Origin of the sequence: Stenotrophomonas sp. RIT-551, assembly GCF_026241915.1 — a bacterium.
Lineage (GTDB): Bacteria > Pseudomonadota > Gammaproteobacteria > Xanthomonadales > Xanthomonadaceae > Stenotrophomonas > Stenotrophomonas bentonitica_A.
Window position 1 is genome coordinate 105,534 of record NZ_JAPJIU010000008.1, and the last position, 22,177, is coordinate 127,710.

Here is a 22,177-nt window from a genome sequence, read left to right on the forward strand (position 1 = left end):
GCAGGTGATTGGGGGAACCATCAGACAGTCATCGCGCCGCTGCTCTCGCGAACGCGGAGCTGGACCGGTGCAACGGTACGGGCCGGTGCGGCGTCGGGATGATCCAGACGCAGCAGCAGCAGTTCGGCGGCCTGTCGCCCGCGTTCGCGCGGGTTGACGGTCAGCGTGGTCAGCGGCGGCGATGCCACCGAGGCCTCGGAAATATCATCGAAACCGGTCACCGCGAAATCGCGGCCCGGCTGCACGCCACGCGACGCCAGGCCCAGCATTAGGCCCAAGGCGACGCTGTCGTTGTAGCAGACCGCTGCGGTCGGCACGGCATCCAGCGCGAACAGCTCGCCGGTGCGCGCGGCCGCATCCAGGCGGCTGGGCGAGGTTTCAATCAGCCACTCCGGCTGCACCGGCATGCCGGCTTCCACCAGGGCCTGCGCATAGCCGGTACGGCGCTGATGGCAGGAACTGGACACCGCATGACCGCCATAGAACGCGATACGGCGGTGGCCCTGCTCGATCAGATGACGCGTGGCCAGGTAAGCACCCTGCTGGTTGTCCAGGGTCAGGAAGTCCCAGTCGGCACCGGGCAGCTCGCGGTTGAACAGCAGCACGTTGGCGTGCCCGAGCACCTGGCGCAGCTGCCCGGCATCGCTGCCTTCGGCGGGCGACAGGATCAGCCCGGCCGGCATGTGCTCCATCAACGTGGTCAGCACCGCCTGCTGCCGCTCCGGCGATTCACCGGTGCTGCCAAGCAGGGTCACGAAGCCCTTGCCGCCCAGCGCTTCGTCCACCCCGGAGGCGAACTCGGCGAAGAACGGGTTGGACAGGTCGTTGATGACCAGCGCCACGCTGGACGAAGTACGCCGGCGCAGATTGGCCGCGCCACGGTTGTAGACATAGCGCTGGCGCCGCAGTTCGGCCTCCACCTTGGCACGGGTGTCGACATTGACCAGCGGGCTGCCACGCAGCACCAGCGAGACGGTCGCGCGCGACACGCCGATCGCTTCGGCGATGTCGGTCACGGTGACCGCGCGCGTGCCTTTGCCGGCGGGGGTGGCCTTGTCTTTCATCGGGTCGTCGGGTTCCTCAAGCAAGGTGCAAGCCTAAACGATCGCATTGACCAGCGGTCCGTGCCCCGTGCCGGCGGTCAGCCCCGATGGGCTGGCCACGGCACGGGCCGGTGCGTGGCTCATTCGAGCACCGCGCCCGGGGTGGCGCAGAATGAGGCCGGCAGCGCCTCGGCCTGGGTGCCCCAGCCATTCTCCGGCGCGGTGCCGCCCAGCGCGAAGGCGATGGTGCCACCGCGCTGCAGCTGCGCCCAGTCCAGCCACACCGGCGCATGCGCGCGGCCATCGACCTGGACATTCTGGACGTACTGCAGCTTGCGGCCGTCGGCGCCCGGTGCCTTCAGGGTGAGCGTCCTGCCCTGGCCCAGATCGATCTCGGCGCGGGCGAAGCGCGGGGTATGCAGCAGGAACTCGCCGCTGCCCGGCACGGCCGGGTACAGGCCGAGCGCGCTGAACAGGTACCAGGCCGACATCGTGCCCAGGTCATCGTTGCCGGTGACCCCGTTGGGCGCGTTGGTGAACAGCTGCTGCGCGGCGCGCACCACGGTGGCGGTCTTCCACGGCTGGCCGATCAGCGTGTACATCCACGGCGCATGCAGGTCCGGCTCATTGTTCGGGTTGTATCGGTACTGGTTGTAGTAGCTGTACGGGCCAACCACCCATTCCTTGCGTGCGGCGGTCAGCGGCGAGGTCACCAGCGCGTCGTAGGCGAAGAACGTGTCCAGGCGGCGAGCGGCCTGCTCGCGGCCGTGCATGGCCTGGACCAGGCCCGGCACGTCCTGCTGCGCCAGCCACTGGTACTGCCACGCAGTGCCTTCATGGAAGCCATGGTGCGAGCGCGGGCTGTACTTGCCATCGGCCGGCAGGTACCACGCGCCATCCTCCATGCGCGGCCGCGGGAAGCCGTTGAAATCGCCCTCCTCGTCACGCACCGACGGGTCCCACACCTTGCGCCAGTTGCGGCCGCGCTCACGCAGCACGCCGGCATCGGCGGCATGGCCGAGGCCATCGGCCATCTGAGCCAGCGCGCAGTCGGCCAGTGCGTACTCCAGCGTTGCCGAGCCACCGTGGTGCGGGTCCACGTCCATGCCCTTGGAGGGGAAGGCGCGGTCGTACTGCACGTAGCCGTTGGCCAGGTAGCTGGGGTTACCCGAACGACCCGCATGACGCGAGTTCATCGGCGGCACTTCGAACGCGTTCTTGCGCAGCGCGGTGTAGGCCTCGCCCTCGCGGCCGGCCAGCGCGCCGAAACGCCACAGGTCGACCAGGAACGGCGTCACCGGATCACCGGTCATTACGTTGGTTTCGAAGTTGGCATAGCCCCAGCGCGGCAGCCAACCGCCCTGCGCCTCGATGGCCAGCAGCGTGCGGCCGATGTCGCGCGCGACCTCCGGCTTGGTCAGGGCCAGCCACTGGTTCTGCGCGCGGTAGGTATCCCACAGCGAGAAGTACTCGTAGTAGGTCCAGCCGTCAGCGCGATGGATGTTGTCGTCGTAGCCACGGTAACGGCCGTCGGCATCGCTGCCGGTCAGTGGCTGCAGCAGCGCGTGGTACAGCGCGGTGTAGAGCACGGTACGGTCATCGTTGCTGCCGCCCTGCACACGCACGGCCGCCAGTTCCTTGCGCCACTGCTGCTGTGCCATCTGCCGCATCTGGTCGAAACCAAGCAGGCGGTCGCCCTGCATGCCATCGCTGCGCAGGTTGGCGCGCGCGCCTTCGGCATCCACGTGGGAGATCGCGCTGACCGCGGTCACCGCGCGGCCCTTGCCCAGGTCGAAGCTGAGCCAGGCGCCACTCGGCTTGAGCTCACCTTCCATGCCATGGCGGGCGCCGGGCAGGCCACCGCCCTCGCCCCAGGTGCCGAACGACTTGAACGGGCGGTCGAACTCGATGCGGAACCACGTGGTGTACTGATGGCCACCGCAGAAGCTCTTGGTGACCAGCTTGCCTTCCACGGCGCGGTCGCCGACCACATCGACCACGCTGCCGATCACCGAATGGCGCTCGTTGGCCTGGCCGAGGTTCACCAGCACATGGCCGGTGCCTGCATCGGCGGCGAAGGTGTAACGCTCGGCCGCGGCACGGGTGCGTGCGGTGGCTTCGGCATCGATGCCGCCGTAGTTGGTCAGGCGCACCTTGTAGTAGCCCGCCTGCCCGACTTCGCCATCGTGGGTATAGCTGGAGGCGTAGCGCTTGTGATCGAAGCTCTTGGCGTCGTCGGTATTGAAGTCGCCGCCCGGGCCGATGCTGCCGGTCACCGGCAGGACCGAGACCTGGCCGCCCTGCTCCCAGCAGCCCGCACCGGAGAGGAAGGAATGCCCGAAACCCCGGATCTTCGGATCGTCGTAGCGCCACCCGGCGTAGTGCTCACCGATCGGGCTGACCTGGATCAGGCCGAACGGCGCCGAGGCACCCGGGAACGTATTGCCATCGTCCTTGCTGCCGATGAAGGTGTTGACCTCGCGCTCCAGCGCGGCGGGCGCGGCCTGCAGCATCAGCGGCGCGCAGCTCAGCGCCAGCAGGCAGGCCAGGCCGGCGAGCGGGCGGCGGCGGGCCGGGATGGCGCCGGCGGCGGAAACGACGGAAGGACGGTGAGAAAGACGGGTCACGGACACGGACTCCTTGGCGGACGTGGCGGCAGCGCGAACCAGTGGCGGCGGGCGCCTCTAATTCCCTGGACTGGGCGACCCAATCCACACCCCGGTGAATTTAGATCGATTTAAGTAAAGCACGGGAATTTCAATCGATGCATTCTGCGCTGCAACATCGAGGACCGATCGACAGCACCCCGCCCTGCCCGAGCCTGCGCAGTGCCTGGCAGTGCCCGGTGCCGGGGGCCGACATTCCGTCCCATCGGCCGATATAGCGGGCTGAAGCCCCGGACCCAGCAACATTGCGGGATCGGCCGGGGTCAAGCGAAAGCACGCCCCGCGTCCATATTGCGGAGCAGCATGCTTCCCTCGCGCGGTCGTGCTAAAAATCCCCCGCCAATCGTTTAGATCGATCCAACTTAAAACGGTCACGATTGCCGGAAGTGGGGAGCCGGGGGACTGCCCCACGCGATGCATGCGGGACGCGCCAGGCAACTCGACGCTCGAGATAATTTGGCTCCACCCATTAGATCGATTCAAAGAATTCGTATCGCCACCGTTTCAATCCAGGAGAGGGAGAGAGTGGAATGAAGATGTCACGCATGCACCGCCGCGTTGCGTTGTCCGCGGCCATTGCCAGCGCGTTGGCCACGGCCGTCGTGCCGGCCGCGCTCGCGCAGCAAGCCACCCCGGCCACGGGTACACCCGATGCCACCACGCTCGACAGCGTGACCGTCACCGGCTACCGCTACGCCATCGAAAAGAGTCTGCAGCAGAAGCGCGACGCCAACGCCGTGGTGGAAGTGATCACCGCCGAAGACGTGGGCAAGTTCCCCGACAAGAACGTCGCCGACGCGCTGCAGCGCGTGCCTGGCGTGGTCATCGAGCGCAGCGGTGGCGAAGGCAAGACCGTCAGTGTCCGCGGCCTCGCTCCGGACCTGACCCTGACCCAGTTGAACGGCAACTACGTGGCGACCTCGGAAACCAACAACGAGGCCACCCGTTCGTTCAACTACACGCTGCTGCCGGCCAACATGCTTTCCAGCGCCGAGCTGTTCAAATCGCCGGAGGCCCGCCTGGATGAAGGCGGCATCGGCGGCACCGTGATCCTGCACACCCGTCGCCCGCTCGACATGGAAGCCAACTCCGGCTACGTGAACCTGGAGGGCACCTCCTCGGACACCAGCCACGACGTGGATCCGCAGACGTCGGCGCTGTACTCGTGGCACAGCAAGGATGAGCGCTTCGGCGTGCTGGTCGGCGCGACCAAGCAGACCCGCACCAGCCGCACCATGCAGGCGAGCACCGAGGACTACCAGTGGTACGGCAACGGTACCGACGCGGTGGATGCCTACGGCAATCCGCAGCTGCAGGACGGTATCCACTACTGGTGGGGCCAGTCCGGCTTCAATGACCAGAGCGGCCGCAACTACAGCGAATTCTTCATGCCGACCTCGGTGAACTTCGCCGTGAAGGAAGAAAAGCGCGAGCGCACCGGTGGCCAGTTGACCTTCCAGTTCAAGCCGACCGACAACCTGACGCTGACCGCCAATTACTTCCGCTTCGAGCTGGAAGGCAACTACACCCAGAACATGTTGAAGATCCCGGAATGGAACCTCGCCCGCTTCAACGGCGACGGCAACTGGGACGGCGGCCGCCTGCTCAACGGGCTGAACTTCGACCCCTCCGGCAGCATCGTGACCGGCGCGCAGTACGAAAAGCTGGCTGGCAAGACGTATTACTGCAGCGAAGAACAGGCTGCGGCCGCCGGCATGGCGCCGGGCGGCTGGGGTCCGGACGACTGCACCATCCCCACCCCGCAGCTGACCGGTACCTACAGCAAGGAAAAGGCGCTCTCGCAGACCGGCGACCTGACCGTCGAGTGGGATATCAGCCCGCTGTGGAAGGCCTCCTTCACCGGTGGCCGCACCTGGTCCGAAGGTGGCCCGTCGATGAACTTCGGCATGTCCGCCAAGCCGCGCCGCCAGGTCGACGGTGTGTGGCAGTCCGGCAACACCTACAGCGCATGGGATCTGACCGGTACGCCGAGCGCCACCTTCTCGCCGAACCTGCAGGACCAGTTGATGGCCGGCATCGCCGAGATCGACACCGGTTCGACCGGCTCGTCGTGGATGCAGACCGAGGTCAAGCAGAACTACTTCCAGGCCGACTTCACCAAGCTGTTTGAAAGCGGCTGGCTGGACTCCATCCAGTTCGGTGCCAAGTACCGCGACGGCGATGTGCACCGCAATACCGGTAACACCTACTGGGTGTGCCAGGGCAAGGATCCGGCCGACTACGACAACAACCGTTACCAGGCCGGTTGCGATGCCACCGCCGGTATCGCCCAGCCGGGCTTCTTCCTGTCCAACCCGATCAGCAACATCGCCGGCGGCTTCAACGCCAACGTATTCCCGGGCATCAACTACCCGGCCTACATCAACTACCTCAACGAGAAGTACGGCGGATCGCACAGCCGCAAGGAAGAGGACTTCGTCTACAACGTCAACGAGAAGATCTACTCGGGCTACTTCCAGGCCAACTTCCGTACCGAGCGCGTGCGCGGCAACGTCGGCGTGCGCGTGGTCCGGACCAAGCAGTTCGCCGAATCCAGTGACTCGGTCGAGAAGTTCAACGACTACTTCCAGGACAACGCCGCCGGCTCGCCGATGGGCTGCAACGATCCTGCTGCCGCGCCGCTGATCGCCTCCAACACCGGCTATGTGTGCCAGAGCGGCTTCGTGCGCCTGCCGGATGGCCTGGCCCGCGAGAAAACGTACGCCTTCACCTCGATGGACAAGACCTACACGGACTTCCTGCCGAGCTTCAACATCGCCTGGGACATCACCGATACGCTGGTGCTGCGCGGTGCGGCCTCCAAGGTCATCGCACGCCCGAGCTACACCAGCATCGCCGCCCCCGGCGCGCTGAACTACATCAGCGAGGAGTACAGCAACGACCGTCGTGTCGCCGGTGGCACCGACACGCCCGGCTGGTACGGCTATGGCAGCAACAAGAACCTGGAGCCGTTCGAAGCGACCCAGTTCGACGTCGGCCTGGAGTGGTACTTCAAGCCCGGCGCGGTGGCGGGCCTGGGCCTGTTCCGCAAGAACGTGGACAACTTCACGGTGCCGGTGGTCCGCGACCAGCAGATGAATGTCGGCGGCGAAACGGTCACGGTGCAGAAGTACGAGACCCAGGCCAACGGCCGCGATGGCGTCTCGCAGGGCGTGGAGCTGTACGGTCAGTACACCTTCGACACGGGCTTCGGCATCCAGGCCAACTACACCTACAACGACACCAACCTGGCCGCCATCGTGCTCGATGGCGAAGAGATCGGTTCCTCGCCGCTGGTGGGCAGCGCCAAGAACCAGGCCAACGTCACCCTCTTCTACGAGAACGAGAAGTTCCTGGCACGCGCGTCGTACAACCGCCGCGGTGAAGTCGTGGGCGGTCCGGTCAACGGCATGAGCCAGTACTCCGAACCGTACGACCAGCTGGATCTCAACGTGGCCTACAACTTCACCGAAGCGCTGACCTTCACCGCCTCGGTGCTGAACGCGACCAAGTCCGAGCAGCGCATCCATCTGGGCAACGACACCAAGGCCCGCCTGGTGTCCAACACCTACACCGGCCGCCAGCTGTACTTCGGCGTGAACTGGAAGTTCTAAGCGTCACCCGCCCCCGCCTCCGGGCGGGGCAACGGTCCTCCACGGCAGCTGCGCTTTCACAGGCGGCTGCCGTTTTTTTAATCCAGCGCCGCGCGCAGTGCGCTGACCTGCGCCGCGTCGGTGACGGTCCAGTCCGGCGACAACCCGATCAACGCCGGATTGTGATGGCGCATCGCCGAGTGGTGTGTGGTCTTCGCCGAGGCATGCAGTTCGAGGCACCCACTGCGCTGGGCCAGCTCCACGATGTTGCCCGCCGTAATTCCCGCCCCGGCCATCAGTGATAGCCGATCACCTGCCTGCGCCACCAAGGCGGCCAGGACATCAGCACCGGCCAGGGCACTGGCCTGCCCGCCCGAGCTCAGGATGCGATGGCACCCCAGCGTCACGATCTGCTCCAGCGCCGCGGGCAGATCACGCGCGGCATCGAAGGCGCGGTGGAAGGTGATGCCGAGCGGGCCCGCTGCGGATACCAGTTCCCGGCACAGCGGCATGTCGATGCCACCGTCGGCATCCAGAGCGCCGATCACCACACCGTCGCAGCCGAGCGCACGGCAGTACGCGATATCGCGCAGCATGATCTCGGCCTCGAGCGCGGTGTAGCGAAAATCGCCGGGACGCGGCCGGATGAGCACGAACAGGGGAATCCGCAGGCGATCACGGGCGACCGCGATGCTGCCCTGCGACGGGGTCGTGCCGCCCTCGGCGAGGTTGTCGAACAGTTCGACCCGATCCGCCCCGCCGTGCTGGGCCGCCAGGGCGGAGGCCACCGAATTCGAGGCGATCTCCAGCAACCGGCGCGGCGCGCTCACGTCTGCTCACTCGTGTACACCGAGGCCGAATCACGCAGATCGTCCTGCCGGCCCTTGTCGCAGACCGCGTAGACGAAGCCGCGGTGCAGCGCATACGCGCCGACCTCACCGTGCTTGTTCAAGGCGAGGAAACAGACCTGCAGGGTCCTGCTCGCCTCGGGGCGCTTGCGCACCACCCGCGCGATCGCCTCGCGGCAGGCCTCGGCCGGCGAACGACCCTGGCGCATCAGCTCGACCACCAGGAACGAGGCGGCATTGCGGATCATTTCCTCACCCACGCCCGAAGCGGTGGCGGCACCGACCTCGTTGTCCACGTACAGGCCCGCCCCGATGATGGGGCTGTCGCCCACGCGGCCGTGCATCTTCCAGGCCATGCCACTGGTGGTGCAGGCACCGGCCAGACGCCCCTGGGCATCGATGGCGAGCATGCCCAGCGTGTCGTGGTTGCTGCTGTCGCCGGGGCGGCTGCGCCGCTCGGCATTGATCTCAGGGGTGTACTGCGCGGTCTTGAGCCACTCGCGCCAGGCCTTCTCGGCTTCCGGGGTGAGCAGCTTCTTCCGCTCAAAGCCCTGCTGCACGGCGAACTGCTGCGCGCCCTCGCCGACCAGCATCACGTGCGGGGTCTGCTCCATCACCCGCCGTGCCACCGATACCGGGTGCGCGATATCACTCAGCGCCGCCACCGAACCACAGCGACCATCGCCATCCATGATGCTGGCATCCAGGCTCAGCACGCCATCACGATCGGGATTGCCGCAGCGCCCGACCGTGGGATTGCACAGATCACTCTCGGCCCAGCGCGCACCGGCTTCCACGGCATCGAGCGCCGAACCACCGGCCGACAGCGTTTTCCAGGCGACCTGGTTGGCCCCTACGCCGAAATCCCAGGTGGACACCACCCGCGCACCGGCGGCGGAACGCGCCTGCAGCGTCGGCAGTGCGAGGGCGCCAGCGGCCAGGGCACCGGCCTGGAGAAATCGCCTGCGGTCAGTCATGGGTAGGTCTCCAGCGAACGGGCAAGGAAAGAATTACACGACGATACAGCGATGTTCCGCGTGCCAGACCGCCGCGCCAAGAACGCCCAGCTCGCCGTGGTCCACCCGCCAGATCGGCACCTGGCGCAGCACCTCGTGCATCACGCCCTTGGCCAGGAAACGCGCGCGGAAACGGCCATCACGCAGGAAGCGATCCACCCGCGTGGAGATGCCGCCCGCCAGATAGACCGAGCGCGCACCAAAGGTGGTGGCCAGGTCGCCGGCCAGGCTGCCAAGCCAGGCGCAGAACACCTCCAGCGTTTCCACCGCCACCGGATCCACGCCCTCGTGCGCGGCGGCGATCAGTGCCTCGGTGCTGGTCCAGTGTGGTGTGACGCCACGGATATCGCACAGGCAGGGATACAGGTTCATCAGGCCGCCACCGGACAGCACGCGCTCGTTGTCCACGTGGTCCCAGAGCTGCAGCAGGCGCGAGAGCACCTCCAGCTCCAACGGATTGCAGGCATTCAACGCGGCATGGCCGGCTTCACTGGCCAGCACCGGTCGCTCGCCGCCTTCAAAGCGCAGTGCCGCGCCCAGCCCGGTGCCCGGCCCCAGCACCAATGCCGGCCAACGCGGACCCGCGCCGGGATCGCCATTGAGGGCCACCATGGACTCCGGCGCTACGTGCGGAATCGCGTAGGCCACTGCTTCGAAATCGTTGATCAGCGCCAGCGAAGCCAGCCCCGAATCGTGACGGGTCTGCGCGACCGAGACCGGCCACGGCAGATTGGTGTTGACCAGGTGATCGCCGTCCAGCAGGCCGGCAATCGCGACCACCGCATTGTCCGGCGCGGCGGGCAGCGTGGCCATGAAATCGGCCAGGATCGCGGCCAGGCTGGGGTGCTCGGCACAGGCATAGCGCTGAAGACCGCTCAGCTGTGGCGCTGCACCAGCGCGCACGCTGGCCAACGCGACGCGGGCGAAGGTACCGCCGACATCGGCCACGATCAGCGTGTCAGGGAGGGAATCCCGCTGCGCCGCGGTCGGCGACACCTCAGGTTGAGCCGGAACCGGTACCGCTGCGCTCACTCGCTTGCCTTGGTTGAATCGATTGAATCCCGGCGATTCTCAGGCATCGCCGGGGGATTGCAAAGCCGCGCCTGCCATACAGCGGCGTACTGAAACGACCGCGCCGCGCTCAGGGCTTGGCGGTCTGCAGGCGGTAGCTGGTGCTGGCCGTGGCGGTCGGGCCATCGCCCTGCACCGCACGCACTTCCACCTTGTGCTCCCCCACCGCAAGGTGGGTGGGCAGCGCGCCGCGCCACAGGTGCGGCGACGGCGTGGCTTCGGGCGAGCGGTCGAATCCGCGCAGGCGCTCGGCGGTATCGTCGGCGACGTTTTCCTGCAGCAGGCGCGGGTCCGGCTGCTCGACGCGCTTCATCGGCTGCCAGCCGCCATCGTCCACGCGGTACTCCACCAGCGAATCGGCCTGGCCCATGAACACGTTGGCGTACACGCCCCACGCCGGATACGCGCCCTGGCGCAACACCTTCGGCGCATGCAGGGCGATCTGGTAATCGTCCGGCGCGCGCGCCACGTAATAGCGCAGCCCGTACTCGCCACCGGGCTTGACCGAGAGCACCGCGTAGCCATTCGGGGTGCCATCGCTCATGGTGGCATCAGGTATTCCGCTGCTGTCCTTCACCCCGGACCAGAACGCACCGCAGGCGGCGCCCACGTTGTATTCGTGCAGCGGCTTGCGGCCCTGCCAGCCCTCGGCGGCACCGTGGTAGTAGTGCTGCTGGGTGTGGCTGTGGCCGCTGAGCACCAGCACGTTCGGGAAGTCCTTGAGCAGCGCGAACAGGCGCGTGCGGTCCGCATGACGGAACGTCTCACGGCCCGGCGCCGCATCGAACAGCGGGATGTGCATGCCGAGCACGACCAGGCGATCACGCGGCAGGCCCTTGAGGTAGTTGCCCAGGAAGGTGAACTGGTCCGCGCGCAGCCCGCCCACGTAGCTCGGCTTGGCCTTGGGGTCGTAGACCACGTCATCGAGGAACACGAAGCTCGCCCCGCCCTCTTCCACCGCGTAGGTATCCGGCCCGTAGACCGCGCGCCAGCTGTCCAGCGAATGGGCATCGTTGCCGGCGTCCATGTCCAGGTCGTGGTTGCCCGGCACGTGGAACCACGGCACCTGCAGCTGGGCGGTGACCTTGTTGATGTCCGGGTACAGGCTCAGGTCGTCGTTGACGATGTCGCCCAGCGTGGTGCCCAGCCGTGCCGGGTGCTTGCCGATGATCGGCTCGACGATGGCGCGCTGGTAGTAGCCGATGTCCTGGCGGCTGGCGGTCTGCGAATCGGTGAACACCAGCATCTCGAAGCCGTTGCGCGCGGCATCGGTGCCCTTGGCCGGCTCCAGCGCGAAATCCCAGTTGCGGGTGGCACCGCTGGTGGCACGGATGCCGTCGTACTTCAGCTTCGGCGACCCCTGCGGCGCATAGTGGCGCCAGTAGGACGGCAGTCCGTTGGCAGCGGCCGGGAAACGGTACTCGTCCGGCTTGATCACGAACACCGTCTGGCCCTCGCGCACCGGCAGGCTGTAACTGCCGTCGGCGGCGGTGCGCACGATCGTTTCACCGTTGGAAACCTGCACGCCGGCCAGGCCGGGATCGGTCGGGCCGCGGCCCGGCTTGCCGTCGCGCTCCTGATACACCTTTCCGGTAACGGTCGTTTCAGCAGCCCAGGCAGGCGAAGTCATCAACAGCAGGCAAGCCAGCCAGGCGGCAGTACGGGTCATCGGGGGTGGTCCGGTCGGGGGTGGGGAATTGTAGAGCCGCACATCATCGCCTGCACCGCGTTTCACCGACGTTAAACGATGTGCAGCCCGGGCTTACCCCGCGTGGCGCGCCGCCAGCACCGCGACCGCGTCGTCCAGCGACAGGCCACGCGCCCGCAGCAGCACGGTGAGGTGGAACAGCAGGTCGGCCGACTCGCCGAGCAGCGCCTCGTCATCCTGCGCCACGCCGGCCAGCGCCGTCTCCACCCCCTCCTCCCCCACTTTCTGCGCGATGCGGCGGGTACCGCCGTCGAACAGCGAGGTGGTGTAGCTGCCAGCCGGGCGCTGCTGCTCGCGCTCGCGCACCACGGCATCCAGCCGGCCCAGGAAGTTGCCCGGCGCCTGCGGGAAGCAGCTCTCGCTGCCGGTATGACAGGTGGGGCCGGCCGGGCGCGCACTGACCAGCACGGTGTCGTTGTCGCAGTCGATCCGTATGGCGGTCACCGCCAGCACGTTGCCGGAGGACTCGCCCTTGGTCCACAGCCGCTGCTTGCTGCGGCTGAAGAAGGTCATCTGGCCCGTGGCCAGGGTCTGCTCCAGGGAGGCCGCATTGGCATAGCCCAGCATCAACACGCGCAGCGTGTCCGTGTCCTGCACCACCACCGGCAGCAGGCCATCGCCCTTGCCCCAGTCCAGCTGCGCCAGCGCCTCGCGCGACGGCCGCACGTCGATGGAATTCACCTCAATAGACATCTCGAACCTCGATCTGCTGCTCGCGCAGGAACTGCTTGAGCGCGGGAATGGCGATGGCGCCACTGTGGAAGACGCTGGCAGCCAGCGCGCCATCGACGTCGGCCTGGTCGAACACATCGGCGAAGTGCTGCATCTCGCCAGCACCGCCGGAGGCGATCAGCGGCACCTGGCACAGCGCACGCGCCTGGCGCAGCTGGGCCACGTCGTAGCCGCGGCGCACGCCATCACTGTCCATGCAGTTCAGCACGATCTCGCCGGCGCCGCGGCGCTGCGCCTCCACCAGCCAGTCCAGCGTGCGTACGGCCACCGCCTGGGTCTTGTCCGGGTCGCCACTGAACCGGCGCACCCGCCATTCGCCATCCGGCTCACGTACCGAATCGATACCAACGACAACGCACTGCACACCAAACGCATCGGCCAGTTCCTCAATCAGTTCCGGCCGGCCCAGCGCCGGGGAGTTGATCGAGATCTTGTCGGCACCGGCATGCAGCACGCGCCGCGCAGTCTCCACATCGCTGATGCCGCCGGCCACGCAGAACGGAATGTCGATCAGGCGCGCGATGCGTTCGATCCAGCCCACATCCACCGCGCGCCCTTCCGGGCTGGCGCCGATGTCGTAGAACACGAGTTCGTCCGCGCCCTGGTCGCGGTAGCGCATCGCCAGCTCGGCGATATCGCCCATGTCCACGTGGTCGCGGAAGCGCACGCCCTTGACCACGCGGCCATCGCGCACGTCCAGGCACGGAATCAGGCGGCGGCTCAGCATGCCAGCGCTCCTTCCAGGGTCATGCGCCCTTCCAGCAGCGCCTTGCCGAGGATCGCGCCGCCACAGCCGACGGCCTTGGCCTGGGCCACGTCCTGGGCATCGCGTACGCCGCCGGAGGCCTGCACCGCCACGCCGGGCAACAGCCGCGCCAAGTGCTGGTAAAGGTCGATGTTCGGCCCGGACAGCATTCCGTCGCGCGCGATATCCGTGCACAGCAGGTGCTGCATGCCGGCCTCGGCGTAGCGCTGGGCCAGCACCTCCAGCGTGTCCTCGGCGGTCTCGGTCCAGCCATGCACCGGCAGCAGCCAGCGGCCGTCCTCGGCCTGGCGGGCATCGAGTGCGATGGTCAGCCGGTCCGGGCCGAACTCGCGCAGCCAGCCGATCACCGTGTCCGGCTCGCGCACCGAGACCGAGCCGACGACCACCCGGGCCGCACCGGCATCAAGAATCCGGGCGACATCATCGCGCGAGCGCACGCCGCCGCCGGTCTGCACCTTCAGGCCGGTCTGCGCCGCGATCGCAGCCAACAGCGGCGCCAGCGTGTAACCGCCTGCCCGGGCCGCATCCAGGTCCACCAGGTGCATCCAGCTTGCGCCGGCCGCGGCAAAGGCCTGCGCGCGCGGCAGCGGGTCATCGCCGTAGGTGGTCTGCTGCGCGTAATCGCCCTGCAGCAGCCGCACTACACGGCCTTCGCGGATGTCCAGGGCGGGATAGACGATGAAACTCATGTGGGTTCGTTCTCGATGAAGTTGCGCAGGATGCGCGCGCCCGTATCGGCCGAGCGCTCCGGGTGGAACTGGGCACCACTGTGCCGGCCGCGCTGCACGACCGCCGCGAACAGCCCGCCGTGATCGCAGGCCGCCACGGTGTCCTCGCCCAAGGGCGCGGCGTAGCTGTGCACGAAGTAGGCACTGGCGCGTGCCGGCACACCGGCCAGCAACGGCGACTCGCGCAGTGGCAGCAGCCGATTCCAGCCCATGTGCGGTACGCGGATGCCGGTGGCCGGGCGCAGGTGCCGCACCACCCCGGGCAGCAGGCCCAGGCATTCGACGTGCCCCTCTTCGGAACCGTCGAACAGCAGCTGCATGCCCAGGCAGATGCCGAGCAGCGGCACCTGCAGGTTGCGCAGCGGCTCGACCAGCCCCTGCGCATGCAGGCGCGCCATGCCGTGCGGTGCCGCGCCGACGCCGGGCAGGATCACCCGGTTGACGCCCTCCAGCCCCTGCGCATCGCGCACCAGGCGCACCTGCACGCCCAGCCGCTCCAGCGCATAGCGGACCGAGCCAAGGTTGGCCCCACCCGCATCGATCAGCGCAACCTCCGTCACAGCGCCCCCTTGGTACTCGGCAACGCGGTGCCCTGGCGCGGCAAGGCCTGGCGCAGTGCACGGGCCAGCGCCTTGAAGCAGGCCTCGACCTTGTGGTGGTCGTTGTCGCCGCGCACGCTCAGGTGCAGGTTGAGCCCGGCCGCGTCGCACAGCGAGCGGAAGAAGTGCGGCACCAGCTCGGTCGGCATGTCGCCCACGCGCTCGCGCTTGAACTCGCCCTCGAACACGAAATATGGGCGGCCGCTGAAATCCAGCGCGGCACTGGCCAGCGTTTCGTCCATCGGCAGCGTGAACCCATAACGACCGATCCCGCGCTTGTCGCCGAGTGCCTCCCGCAGGGCCTGGCCCAGCGCCAGGCCGGTGTCTTCGATGGTGTGGTGCTCATCGATGTGCAGGTCGCCCTCGGCCTGCACGCTCAGCGCGAAACCGCCGTGCTTGCCGATCTGCTCCAGCATGTGATCGAAGAACGGCAGGCCGGTGTGGGTCTGCGGCTCGGCGGTGCGGTCCAGATCGACCTCGACCCGGATCCTGGTTTCCTTGGTGTTGCGCTGCACGCTGGCGCGGCGCGGTGCGTCGGCCAGTTCGTGCGCGATCGAGGTCCAGTCCCAGTCACCGCCGAACTGCTCGGTGCGCAGCTGGAAACCACGGATCTTCATGTTCTCGGCGAACTGGATATCGGTCAGGCGGTCGCCCACCATGGCCGAGCGGGCCCAGTCGATGTTGCGGTCCTGCAGGTACGGCAGCATCAGCCCTATACCCGGCTTGCGGGTGGGCGCGTTGTCCTGCGGCCAGGTGCCGTCGATCAGCACGTCACGGAAGGTGATGCCCTGGCTGGCGAAGATCTGCAGCATCAGGTCGTTGGGGCCATCGAAGCTGGCCTGCGGGTAGCCCTCGGTTCCGAGCCCGTCCTGGTTGCTGACGATCACGAACTGGTAGCCGGCATCGCGCAGCTTGAGCATCGCCGGGATCACATCGCGCACGAAGCGCAGCTTCTCGTAGGCGTCGATCTGGAAATCGGCGGGCTCTTCGATCAGGGTGCCGTCGCGGTCGACGAACAGAATCGGGGTCATGCGGCAGCCCTCCGGGCCATCAGGGCGGCAAGTACACGGTCATTCTGCTCGGGGCTGCCGATGGTGATGCGCAGCGCATCGCCAAGCTGGGGTGCAGCCCGCTGGTCACGCACCACCACACCGGCGGCGAGCAACGCGTCGAAGGCACCCTGTGCATCGGCAAAGCGGGCGAGCAGGTAGTTGCCTTGCGAAGGATAGACGCGCGCGACGCCGGGCAGCGCGGCCAGGCCGGACTGCAGGCGGGCGCGTTCTGCCTTGATCTGCGCGGTGCGCTGGGCGGTCACGGCCAGGCTCTCGGGTGAGAGCGCCGCCAGCGCCAGATCCGCGCAGGGCGCCGGCACCGGATACGGGGCCTGGCAGCGGCGCAGCAACTGGATCAGCGCGGCATCCGCGATCAGGCTGCCGATGCGCGCCGCCGCCAGGGCATGCGCCTTGGACAGCGTCCGCAGCACGGCGATGTTGTCGTAACGGCTCAGCAGCGTCGTTGCGGACGGTTGCTCGGCGTACTCACCGTAGGCCTCATCCACCACCACCAGTGCGCTGCCCTGCAACGCAGCGGCCACCCGTTCGATCTCCGCCAGGGGGATCACGCTGCCAGCGGGATTGGAGGGTGAGCACAGGAACACAAGCTTCGCCTTGCCGGCCAGCGCAGCGGCGATGACCGCGTCGATATCGGCTTCCAGTGCATCGCCCTGGTCCACCAGCGGCACCTCGATCAGCGGCGCGTTCTGCAGGCGGGCGCAGACGGCGTACATCCCGAACACCGGCGGCGTGGTCACCACCGCATCGCGGCCTGGTTCGCACAGCGCACGGACCAGCAGATCGATGGCCTCGTCACTGCCACGGCCGATCAGCAGTTGTCCGGGGGAGCAGCCGTAGAGGTCCGCCAGGCGATCACGCAGGGCGGCCGGCTGGGGATCCGGATAGCGGCGCGCGCCCCCCTCGGCGTCGGCCGGGTTGGCCCAGGCCGATTCGTTGGCGTTGAGCCAGACATCACCGGTCAGCGCACTGCTGCGCGCCGAGGAGTACCCGGCAAAGGCCTGCAGGTCCTCGCGGACCAGGGACAGGACGGAGGCAGTGCTCATGCGGCCGCCTCCATGCGCAGGGTCACCGCGTTCTCATGGGCATCCAGGCCTTCGGCGCGCGCCAGCACACGCGCGCACTGGCCGATCGCGGCGATGCCGGCGGCGGTGGCCGACTGCACGCTGATCAGGTTCTGGAAACTGGCCACGCTGACGCCGCTGTAGGCGCGTGCGGCACCGGCGGTGGGCAGCACGTGGTTGGTGCCACTGCAGTAATCGCCCAGCGCTTCGGGGGTGTAGTCGCCGAGGAACACCGAACCGGCGGCCTCCACCTTCTCCAACCACGCGCGCGGCTCGCGCAGCGCGAGAATCAGGTGCTCCGGCGCGTACCGGTTGCTGATCGCGAAGGCCTCATCAAGCGAATCCACCAGGATCAGGCGCGAAGACGCCAGCGCCTGCGCGGCGATCTGCGCACGCGACAACTGCGCCAGCTGCGCCTCGACGGCCGCTTCAACCCGATCCACCATGGCCGCGTCATCGGTCAGCAGCAGCACCTGCGAATCCGGGCCGTGCTCGGCCTGCGAGAGCAGATCGGCGGCGACGAACGCCGGATTGGCGCCGGCATCGGCGATCACCAGCACTTCGGACGGGCCGGCCGGCATATCGATGGCCGCCGCGCCGTCCTGGGCCACCTGCTGCTTCGCTTCGGTCACGAAACTGTTGCCCGGGCCATACAGCTTGTCGCAGGCCGGGACGCTGTCGGTGCCATAGGCCATCGCCGCAATGGCCTGGGCGCCGCCCAGCTTGAACACGCGGTGCACGCCGGTCAGGCGCGCGGCCACCAGCACGGCAGGGTCGGCACTGCCGTCCTTGCGCGGCGGCGTGCACAGCACCACCTCGCGGCAGCCGGCCAGCTGCGCGGGCACGCCCAGCATCAAGGCGGTGGATGGCAGCGGTGCACTGCCGGCCGGTACATACAGCCCCACCCGGGCGATCGGACGCACCACGCGCTCGCAGCGCACGCCGGGCGCGGTCTCGACCGCATAGCTCTGGCTCATGCCCGCCTGGTGGAAGGTGCGGATGCGGGCGGCCGCATCGATCATCGCCTGCCGCAGTTCGGCGGAGACGGCCTGCTCGGCGGCGGCGAATTCCGCCTCGCTCACCTCGAATGTATCCGGCGCCACCCCGTCAAAGCGCAGGGTGATCTCGCGCAGCGCGGCATCGCCGCCTTCGCGTACGGCGGCGATCAGGGCCGCGACCGACTCGCGGGTGCGTGCCGCCACGGCCTGGACGGGGCGTTGCAGCGCCTGCGCCTGGGCGCCTGCATCCAATTGGGACCACGTCAAACGATTCATGCCAGCGACCGCTCCACACTCAATACCATCAAGCCCTGCGCGCCCGCGCGCTCCAGTTCCTCCAACCGCTGCCAGGTCAACGCACCGTGGCACATGGTCTGCAAACGCAGGTGGCCGCCATCATCGGGCAGCTGCACCAGCGGGTCGGCGTCGGGCAGCAGGCGGGTCAGCTCGGACACGCGATCCAGTTCGGCGCGAAACATCAGCAGCTTGCTGTCCTGCACCTTCACCACACCATCGAGGCGGCGCAGCAGCATTGCCATCAGGCCGGCACGGGCGTCATCGGGCGTGCGGACCGGGCCGGCCAGCACCGCTTCGCTCTCCAGCAGGGTTTCAACCGGCTTGAGCTGGTTGGCGGCCAACGTCGCGCCACTGGAGACCAGGTCGCAGATCAGATCGGCCGTACCCAGGCGCGGGGCGATTTCGACCGATCCGGACAGCTCGACCACCTGCGCATCCACGCCACGCTCGGCCAACCAGTCGGCCAGGATCGCGGGGTAACTGGTGGCGATTCGCTTGCCGGTCAGCTGTTCGACGCCGGTCCACTCCCATTCCTCCGGCACCGCCAGCATCAAGCGGCACTGGCCGAAGTTGAGCCCGCGCAGCGCCTGGAAGGCGTCCGGCAGGCCGATCCGGCGGCGCGCAGCACCCTGCTCGTCCAGCTCGTTGCGGCCAACGATGCCAAAGTCGCATACGCCATCGGCGATCAGGCCGGGGATATCGTCATCGCGGACCAGCAGCAGGTCCACCGGCAGCGATTCGCCATAGCAGAACAGCTTGTCGCGGCTCTGCCGCCAGCTCAGCCCGCAGGCGGTCAGCAGGCTGCGCGCGGGCTCGGCCAGCCGCCCGTTCTTCTGGATGGCGATACGCAGCCGGTCACGTGCCGGGGCGGTCTGGGTTGCACTCATGGGGAGGTCTCTACTCGGATTCGGGGGAGGACGGCGTGGCGGCGATGGCGGCGGCATAGCCGCCGTGGCCGTGGTCCAGCGAGCGCGCCACGCGCCCGGTGGTGGTCACGCTGACCCCGGTCAACTCATGGATCTCGCGATACGGCACGCCCTGCTGCAGCAACGGCACCACTTTCCAGCGGTCGGACAGCGCCTCCAGCTCGGCAGGCGTGCACAGGTCGCGCAGGAACGCGGTGACTGACTCCGGATCGGACAGGGCAGCAAAAGCACGCGCCAGCGAGGCCAGATCGGCCTGGGCATCTTTTTCGCGGGGGATCGGACGTAGTTTCATCGTATCAATGTAATAGCGTGCTATTACATTAGCGCAAATGACGGCGCACGGTCAAACCGCCGCGCAGGCGGAATGGGCCGGTTCAGGGTCTGGAAACGACCAACGCCCGCGTTGGCGGGCGTTGGATGGGTATCCACGGAGAAGCGTGACGACCAGCGGTCGGCACCTACCGGCAGCGGACCTCGGCACGCAGGGCACCGCTGCGCAGGCATTCGCCAAGCAGGCCCCCCTGGCGGCTGGGAAGCGACTCCAGCGCTTCCAGCGGGCCCGCACCCTTGGGGCAGACGCTGCTGGCCAGTTCGCGCAGGTCGTGTTCCAACAACTGCGGGTCAACCATGTGGCAGCGGTCGACCGTCAACCGGTAATGCCCGGGGCTGATCCGCTTGCTGCGCAGCTGCGGATCGCTCTGGCAGCCGGCGAGCAGGAGCACCATCAGTGCCCCCGCTCCCAGCCGCTTCACGCCATCGCCTTGGCCTGCTCCAGCTCGACCTGCAGCGCGCTGGCCAATTCGTCGCGGGCGACCTCGAACTGCTGCTCACGCAGCAGGTCCTTGACCGCCACCACACCACGCGCCAGCTCATCCTCACCGGCCAGCACGACGAAACGGATACCCGCCTTTGCCGCGTACTGGAACTGCTTGCCGATCTTCTTCGGCTCCATCTGCACTTCGGCATTGATGCCGCCCACGCGCAGGCGGCGGGCGATATCCAGCGACTCCGGCAGGCCGTTGTCGTCCATCAAGGCCACCAGCGCGTGCACGCTGCTGTCCTCGATACCGGCGATCAGGCCGGCCTCGCGCAACTGCCAGAACAGGCGGGTCAGGCCGATGGAGATGCCCACGCCCGGCAGCTTGGATTTGCTGTAGTGGCTGGCCAGGTCTTCGTAACGGCCACCCGAGCAGATCGAGCCGATCTGCGGGTGGTCGGTCAGCGTGGTCTCGTAGACCGTGCCCGTGTAGTAGTCCAGGCCGCGCGCGATCGAGAAGTTCAGGCAGTACGCGGTTTCCGGCACGCCCAGCGCCTTGACCAGCTGCAGCACTTCGCGCAGCTCGGCCACGCCCTGCTTGAGCGTCTCGCTGGCAGCCGCATCGGCCAGCAGTGCGTCCAGCTGGGCCAGCGCATCGGCATGGCTGCTCGAGCGCACGGCGACGAAAGCCAGGATGCGCTCGACCTGCTCGGCGGGAATATCAAAGCCCTCGCCCACCAGCGTCTCGCGCACGTAATCGGCGCCACGCTTGTCCAGCTTGTCCACTTCACGCAGCACGGCCAGCTGGCGCTCACCATCGGCCACGCCCAGGCTTTCGAAGAAGCCGCGCATCAGCTTGCGGTTGTTGAGCTGCACCGAGAAATCACCGATGCGCAGTTCAGCGAACACCGCATGGATCACCGCCAGCACTTCGGCGTCGTAACGGGTGCTCAGCGTGTCCTTGCCGATCACATCGATATCGCACTGGTAGAACTCACGGAAGCGGCCACGCTGGGCACGCTCGCCGCGGTACACGCGCTGCATCTGGTAGCGGCGGAACGGGAAAGTCAGGTCGTGTTCGTGCTCGGCCACGTAGCGCGCCAGCGGCACGGTCAGGTCGAAGCGCAGGGCCAGTTCGGGCAGCGCCTTCTCTTCAGCTTCGGCGGCATTGGCCAGCGCGCCGGTGGACTGCACGAAATACACCTGGCGCTCGGTCTCGCCGCCGGACTTGGTCAGCAGCACATCGGACAGCTCGAACACCGGGGTTTCCACCGGCAGGAACCCGAACCGCTCGTAGTTGCGGCGGATGACGTCCAGCATGCGCTGGAACGCGATCTGCTCACGCGGCAGCAATTCCATGATGCCGGGCGGCGTACGGGGCTTGATCACTTGCGGGACTCCTGCGGAAACGGGGGGATGAGCGAGCGGCATATTCTAGCCGCAGCCAGCGCGACGGGCCGCATCCCGCGTCAGGACCGGGCCAATGGCGGCATGAAGTATCATAGGCAGGCCCCGCTTGCTGACCTGACATGACCCGGCCCCACTCCGGTACCGCGCTTTCCGCTGTTGAAGACCCCGCCGCCCCCGGTTGCTCGCCCCTGCGCGACTGCCTGCATTGCTCGGTACGGCACCTGGCGGTCTGCTCGGCGCTGTCGCCGGATGAAGTGCAAGCGCTGGAGCGGGTCACCGTCTCGCAGGAGCTGCCGCTGGGTTCTACCCTGGCCCGTGCCGGCGAGCCGCGCCAACATGTCTATACGATTACGGCCGGCGCGCTGCGCCTGGTCCGCACGCTGGCCGACGGGCGCCGCCAGATCAGCGGCTTCGTGCTGCCCGGCGATTTCCTCGGCCTGAGCGGCAGCGACCACCACCGCTATGACATCGAGGCCATCGCCGACAGCCGGGTCTGCCGCGTGGCCCTGCCGCAGATGAAGGACCTGCGCTCGCGCTTCCCCCATCTGGAACGGAAACTGCTGCAGCGCGCCTGCCAGGAACTGGATGCCGCGCAGGATGCCGCGATGGCGCTGGGCCGGCTGCAGCCGGCCGAGAAGGTCGCCGATTTCCTGCTGCGCCTGGCCGCGCGCGAAGCGTTGCTCGGCGAACCGGGGCTGCGCGTGACCCTGCCGATGGGCCGCGGCGATATCGCCGACCATCTCGGCCTGACCATGGAAACTGTCAGCCGCACCTTCACCAAGCTGCGCCAGCAGGGCCTGATCGCCCTGCCCCATCTGAACACCGTCGAGATCCTCGACGAAGCCGGTCTCCAGAAGCTGTCGGCCGACGAGTCTTACTGACCCC

Annotated in this window: 19 protein-coding genes; 2 read left to right on the plus strand and 17 right to left on the minus strand. The window is 67.9% G+C overall.

The genetic code is table 11. The annotated features are described in order from the left end of the window. Positions 1–20: 20 nt before the first annotated feature. Both ORK51_RS11585 and ORK51_RS11590 read right to left on the minus strand, forming a co-directional pair. Positions 21–1,064 carry a LacI family DNA-binding transcriptional regulator gene (locus ORK51_RS11585; protein WP_019182992.1) on the minus strand — a complete coding sequence of 348 codons (1,044 nt, stop codon included), beginning with the start codon at positions 1,062–1,064 and terminating at the stop codon, positions 21–23. 119 nt (positions 1,065–1,183) lie between these two features. After that, complete coding sequence (locus ORK51_RS11590) at positions 1,184–3,670, minus strand: GH92 family glycosyl hydrolase (protein ID WP_429000662.1); 2,487 nt, start codon at positions 3,668–3,670, stop codon at positions 1,184–1,186. A 569-nt stretch (positions 3,671–4,239) separates the two neighbouring features. On the opposite strand from ORK51_RS11590, the gene ORK51_RS11595 reads away from it, so the two are divergent. After that, positions 4,240–7,323 carry a TonB-dependent receptor gene (locus ORK51_RS11595; protein WP_266085001.1) on the plus strand — a complete coding sequence of 1,028 codons (3,084 nt, stop codon included), beginning with the start codon at positions 4,240–4,242 and terminating at the stop codon, positions 7,321–7,323. A 77-nt stretch (positions 7,324–7,400) separates the two neighbouring features. Here ORK51_RS11595 and ORK51_RS11600 read toward each other — a convergent pair whose 3' ends face one another. From ORK51_RS11600 to hisS, 15 genes are all read right to left on the minus strand, one after another. Beyond that, positions 7,401–8,132 (minus strand): copper homeostasis protein CutC, encoded by a 732-nt coding sequence (locus ORK51_RS11600; protein ID WP_429000663.1) that lies wholly within the window; start codon positions 8,130–8,132, stop codon positions 7,401–7,403. Then, on the minus strand, positions 8,129–9,127 hold the full coding sequence (locus ORK51_RS11605) for a glycosylasparaginase (RefSeq protein WP_070427274.1): 999 nt from the start codon (positions 9,125–9,127) through the stop codon (positions 8,129–8,131). The genes ORK51_RS11600 and ORK51_RS11605 overlap by 4 nt, the downstream gene beginning before the upstream one ends. Before the next feature lie 33 nt (positions 9,128–9,160). Continuing rightward, entirely contained in the window at positions 9,161–10,162 is a 1,002-nt protein-coding gene (locus ORK51_RS11610; protein ID WP_266085003.1) for a glucokinase, read from the minus strand. A gap of 145 nt (positions 10,163–10,307) precedes the next feature. Further along, a complete protein-coding gene (locus ORK51_RS11615) occupies positions 10,308–11,906 on the minus strand; it encodes a calcineurin-like phosphoesterase C-terminal domain-containing protein (RefSeq protein ID WP_266085004.1) in 1,599 nt (532 codons plus the stop codon). Positions 11,907–11,999: 93 nt separating this feature from the next. Then, positions 12,000–12,638, minus strand: a complete 639-nt coding sequence (hisIE, locus tag ORK51_RS11620) for a bifunctional phosphoribosyl-AMP cyclohydrolase/phosphoribosyl-ATP diphosphatase HisIE (protein WP_429000664.1) — start codon at positions 12,636–12,638, stop codon at positions 12,000–12,002. Further along, positions 12,628–13,404 carry an imidazole glycerol phosphate synthase subunit HisF gene (gene hisF / locus ORK51_RS11625; protein WP_019183001.1) on the minus strand — a complete coding sequence of 259 codons (777 nt, stop codon included), beginning with the start codon at positions 13,402–13,404 and terminating at the stop codon, positions 12,628–12,630. The genes hisIE and hisF overlap by 11 nt, the downstream gene beginning before the upstream one ends. Beyond that, a complete protein-coding gene (gene hisA / locus ORK51_RS11630; protein ID WP_266085005.1) occupies positions 13,398–14,132 on the minus strand; it encodes a 1-(5-phosphoribosyl)-5-[(5-phosphoribosylamino)methylideneamino]imidazole-4-carboxamide isomerase in 735 nt (244 codons plus the stop codon). Before hisA ends, hisF begins: the two co-directional genes overlap by 7 nt. Then, complete coding sequence (gene hisH, locus ORK51_RS11635) at positions 14,129–14,731, minus strand: imidazole glycerol phosphate synthase subunit HisH (RefSeq protein ID WP_266085006.1); 603 nt, start codon at positions 14,729–14,731, stop codon at positions 14,129–14,131. Before hisH ends, hisA begins: the two co-directional genes overlap by 4 nt. Further along, on the minus strand, positions 14,728–15,801 hold the full coding sequence (hisB, locus tag ORK51_RS11640) for a bifunctional histidinol-phosphatase/imidazoleglycerol-phosphate dehydratase HisB (protein WP_266085007.1): 1,074 nt from the start codon (positions 15,799–15,801) through the stop codon (positions 14,728–14,730). The genes hisH and hisB overlap by 4 nt, the downstream gene beginning before the upstream one ends. Then, on the minus strand, positions 15,798–16,886 hold the full coding sequence (gene hisC, locus ORK51_RS11645) for a histidinol-phosphate transaminase (protein ID WP_266085008.1): 1,089 nt from the start codon (positions 16,884–16,886) through the stop codon (positions 15,798–15,800). The genes hisB and hisC overlap by 4 nt, the downstream gene beginning before the upstream one ends. Next, positions 16,883–18,178, minus strand: a complete 1,296-nt coding sequence (hisD, locus tag ORK51_RS11650) for a histidinol dehydrogenase (protein ID WP_266085009.1) — start codon at positions 18,176–18,178, stop codon at positions 16,883–16,885. The genes hisC and hisD overlap by 4 nt, the downstream gene beginning before the upstream one ends. Continuing rightward, a complete protein-coding gene (gene hisG, locus ORK51_RS11655; RefSeq protein ID WP_266085010.1) occupies positions 18,175–19,086 on the minus strand; it encodes an ATP phosphoribosyltransferase in 912 nt (303 codons plus the stop codon). The genes hisD and hisG overlap by 4 nt, the downstream gene beginning before the upstream one ends. A gap of 10 nt (positions 19,087–19,096) precedes the next feature. Beyond that, the gene (locus ORK51_RS11660; RefSeq protein WP_266085011.1) at positions 19,097–19,417 is read right to left on the minus strand and encodes a YerC/YecD family TrpR-related protein; all 321 of its coding nucleotides are present in this window, start codon (positions 19,415–19,417) and stop codon (positions 19,097–19,099) included. A 166-nt stretch (positions 19,418–19,583) separates the two neighbouring features. Further along, positions 19,584–19,850, minus strand: coding sequence for a hypothetical protein (locus ORK51_RS11665; protein ID WP_266085012.1), 267 nt, complete (start codon positions 19,848–19,850; stop codon positions 19,584–19,586). 23 nt (positions 19,851–19,873) lie between these two features. Then, positions 19,874–21,271, minus strand: coding sequence for a histidine--tRNA ligase (gene hisS, locus ORK51_RS11670; protein ID WP_019183010.1), 1,398 nt, complete (start codon positions 21,269–21,271; stop codon positions 19,874–19,876). A 140-nt stretch (positions 21,272–21,411) separates the two neighbouring features. On the opposite strand from hisS, the gene ORK51_RS11675 reads away from it, so the two are divergent. Further along, a complete protein-coding gene (locus ORK51_RS11675) occupies positions 21,412–22,173 on the plus strand; it encodes a Crp/Fnr family transcriptional regulator (RefSeq protein WP_266085013.1) in 762 nt (253 codons plus the stop codon). Positions 22,174–22,177: the final 4 nt, after the last annotated feature.